Origin of the sequence: Mycobacterium sp. E136, from assembly GCF_001666865.1 — a bacterium.
Classification (GTDB): domain Bacteria; phylum Actinomycetota; class Actinomycetes; order Mycobacteriales; family Mycobacteriaceae; genus Mycobacterium.
Genome location: NZ_LZJE01000074.1, coordinates 1 through 2,769, shown reverse-complemented (window position 1 = coordinate 2,769; position 2,769 = coordinate 1). Strand labels below are relative to the sequence as shown.

The 2,769-nt window shown below is 70.0% G+C and carries 3 protein-coding genes; 1 reads left to right on the top strand and 2 read right to left on the bottom strand.

The genetic code is table 11. From position 1 onward, the window contains the following. The first annotated feature begins 158 nt into the window (after positions 1-158). The gene (locus A5698_RS05570) at positions 159-1,124 is read left to right on the top strand and encodes an LLM class F420-dependent oxidoreductase (protein WP_068294202.1); all 966 of its coding nucleotides are present in this window, start codon (positions 159-161) and stop codon (positions 1,122-1,124) included. On the opposite strand, the gene A5698_RS05565 is transcribed toward A5698_RS05570, so the two are convergent. Next, positions 1,108-1,992, bottom strand: coding sequence for an alpha/beta fold hydrolase (locus A5698_RS05565; protein ID WP_068294199.1), 885 nt, complete (start codon positions 1,990-1,992; stop codon positions 1,108-1,110). The genes A5698_RS05570 and A5698_RS05565 overlap by 17 nt on opposite strands. Further along, the coding region (locus A5698_RS05560; RefSeq protein ID WP_068294194.1) for a tyrosine recombinase XerC at positions 1,992-2,769 on the bottom strand (778 nt) is incomplete at its 5' end. The genes A5698_RS05560 and A5698_RS05565, both read right to left, overlap by 1 nt.

Below are 2,769 nucleotides of genomic sequence, written 5' to 3'. Positions count from 1 at the left end.
GCAGCGTCTGCAGGAGCCAGACACCGGGTGAGAAGACCCAACCACCGCAACGCGGCGATTACCACCCTGACACTGAGTGTTTGCACACGACATGCCGCCGATATTCGCCACTTTGCGCACGCTCGGGCCGCGACGAACGTGCGCCTAACGTCGGAACCATGACCACCGATGCACATCGCTCCCGGCCGCTGCGCTTCGGACTGACCACCGGCCTGCCGCGCACCGGCGAGCAGATGCGGACTTTCGCCCGCACGGTCGAGGCTTCGGGCTTCGACGTGTTGACCTATGCCGACCACCTCGTCCCGATGGCGCCGCCGTTCACCAGCGCCGCCGCCGCCGCGATGGCCACCGAGCGGCTGCACGTCGGAACGCTGGTGCTCAACAACGACTTCCGGCATCCGGTCGACACCGCACGCGAAGCGGCCGGACTCACCCTACTATCCAACGGGCGGTTCGAACTCGGCATCGGCGCCGGACACATGAAATCCGAATACGACGCCGCGGGAATCCCTTTCAACAGCGGCGGGGTCCGGGTGTCGCGGCTGGTCGAGGCCGCCGGGGTGATCCGGGCCCTGCTCGACGGCGATCCGGTCGACGTCGCGGGACGGCACTACGAAATCCACGCCGACGCAGGCCAACTTCTTCCCGTTCCGCCCGCACGCGTCCCGCTTCTGGTCGGCGGCAACGGAACCCGCGTGCTCGAGCTCGCGGGACGCCTCGCCGACATCGTCGGGCTCGCCGGTTTCACGCACAACCGCGACGCCACCGAGGTCCGGCTCACTCATTTCGACGACGATGGGCTTGCCGACCGCATCGCGGTGGTGCGGCAAGCCGCGGGCGACCGGTTCGAACACATCGAACTCAACGCGTTGATCCAGGCCGTCGTCGTCACCGACAAGCCACGCGAGGCCGCCGAAGAACTGGGCACCGCGCTCGGCGGCGTGTCCCCCGATCGCCTGCTGTCGTCGCCGTTCGTCCTGATCGGCACGCACGAGCAGATGGCCGAACAGCTCACTGGGCGCCAGCAGCGCTTCGGGGTGAGCTACTGGACCGTGTTCGACGAGCTGCCGGGGCGGCCCTCCGCGATGCCGGACATCGCCGAGGTGATCAAGCTGCTGCGTTAAGTGTGTCGAGGAATTCGATCATCGCGGCCACGACGATGTCGGGTCGGTCGCGCTGGACCCAATGTGCGGCGCCGGCAACCACTTCGAGTCGTGCGTCCGGGATCAGTTCCGCAGCCGCCCGCGCCGTCGCCACCGGCACACTGGTGTCCTTGTCGCCGTGGATGATCAGCGCGGGCCGCGGGAATTCCGGGAGCCGGGCGCGGTAGTCCGTGGCGAGGCCGTTCCACCTGACCTGATCGCGCTGCCATTGACCGAACGCGCCGAATGCGTTTTCGGCTCGAGCGGCCGACAGAATCTCGTCGACGAGTTCGGGTGTGCGTTGCGCGGGGTCGGCGATCAATGCGGGCATGACCCAGGTCATCGCGCGTCGGCTTCGCCCCGACCACCGGCTCACCGCGCCCAGCAGACCGGTGCGCACCGTGAGCCACGTCAACGCCTGCCGGGCTCCGGACAACGGTCCCTCGGAGAGCCGGGGCATCAACCCGTAGCTACCCAACAGCATTGCGCCCGTGACCTTTTCCGGGCGGTCCGACACGTGCCCGATCGTGATTCCCCCACCGAGTGACAAACCGCCGATCGCGTAGCGGTCCAGCCCGAGTGCGTCGACGAACTCGCCGACGTAGGTCACCAACCGGTCCTGGGTCGACGGCCACGGTGCCGGCGGGCTCTCGCCGTATCCGGGGTGGTCGGGCGCGAGCACGCGGTAGCCGCTCGCCGCGAGCCGCGGCCCGACACCACCCCACGACAGTGACGCGCTATCCACTCCGCCGCCGTGCAGCAGCACCACCGTCGGCGCGCCGGCCTGCTCGGGTGCCCACTCGAGGTACGAAACCGTCCCCCACGGGAACCGAGCCGTCGCCCTCCGCATTACGCGCGCGGGTGCGCCTGGTCGTGGACGGCCCGCAACCTCGCGACCGTGACATGGGTGTAGAGCTGGGTGGTGGCCAGGGTGGAATGGCCGAGAAGTTCTTGCACGACGCGCAGATCGGCGCCGCCCTCGAGCAGATGCGTTGCGGCGCTGTGTCGCAACCCATGCGGCCCGATGTCGGGCGCACCGTCGACCGCGCCGACGGTCTGATGTACGACGGTGCGCGCCTGCCGCGGGTCCAGTCGACGTCCCCGCGCCCCCAACAGCAGGGCCGGCCCCGAGTCCGGCGTCGCCAACGCTGGCCGGCCACGGTCGAGCCACGCCGACAGCGCTTCCTGCGCGGGGACGCCGAACGGCACCGTCCGCTGTTTGTTGCCCTTGCCCAGGACCCGCAACAGGCGACGGGGCGTATCGATGTCGTCGATGTCAAGGCCGCACAGCTCGCTGACGCGAATACCGGTGGCGTACAACAACTCCACGATCAGCAGGTCGCGAAGCGCCATCGGATCGCCCTCCTGGGCGCCGGATTTGGCCGCGGCCATCGCGTCGAGCGCCTGGTCCTCGCGCAACACCGCGGGCAGCTCGCGCCGGGCCTTGGGCACCTGAAGCCGCGCGGCGGGGTCGCTGGCGATCAATCCGCGCCGCACCGCCCACGCGGTGAACATCTTGACCGCGGAGGTGCGCCGGGCCAGCGTCGTACGGGCGGCGCCGCCGGCGGCCTGCGCGGCCAGCCAGGACCGCAGCACCGGAAGGCTGAGGCCGCCCGGTCCGGCGTCG